Source organism: Sulfitobacter sp. HI0129, assembly GCF_001635395.1.
Classification (GTDB): domain Bacteria; phylum Pseudomonadota; class Alphaproteobacteria; order Rhodobacterales; family Rhodobacteraceae; genus Sulfitobacter.
The window spans coordinates 1-468 of the sequence record NZ_LWGH01000750.1 but is presented as its reverse complement, the minus strand read 5'-3'; the positions used below and the strand labels follow the sequence as shown (position 1 = coordinate 468).

The following is a 468-nucleotide window of genomic DNA, read 5'->3' as shown; positions in this document are numbered from 1 at the left end:
CCGCCATATTCATTGCGATGCTGGTGATGATCTGCATCAACATCCCCATTGCCGTCGCCCTTGCCGTGAGCGGCGTGATCGGCCTGCTGTTCACCGAAGGGCCCGGCAGCCTCGTGACGATCGCGCTCGATATGTATGACGGGTCGACCAAGTTCTCGCTCATCGCGATCCCGATGTTCGTGCTGGCGGGTGCGATCATGAACGCGGGCGGGATAACCGACCGGCTGATCAACTTCGTCTCGGCCATCATCGGGTTCATCCGGGGCGGGCTGGCGATGGTCAACATCGGCGTGTCGCTGTTCTTTGCCGAGATTTCGGGCTCTGCCGTGGCGGATGTGGCGGCGATGGGCTCCATCCTGATCCCGCAGATGAAGAAGCGCGGCTACAGCAAGGAATTTTCCGCCGCCGTCACGTCCTCCTCGGCCTCGCTGGCGATCATCATTCCGCCGTCGATCCCGATGATCCTTT

At 61.5% G+C, this 468-nt stretch carries 1 protein-coding gene; it reads left to right on the top strand.

Features of this window, described 5'->3' with window-relative positions; all coding sequences use genetic code 11:
• Positions 1 to 468 (top strand): TRAP transporter large permease subunit (locus A3764_RS18500; protein ID WP_150122287.1); only part of this gene is annotated, 468 nt, incomplete at both ends.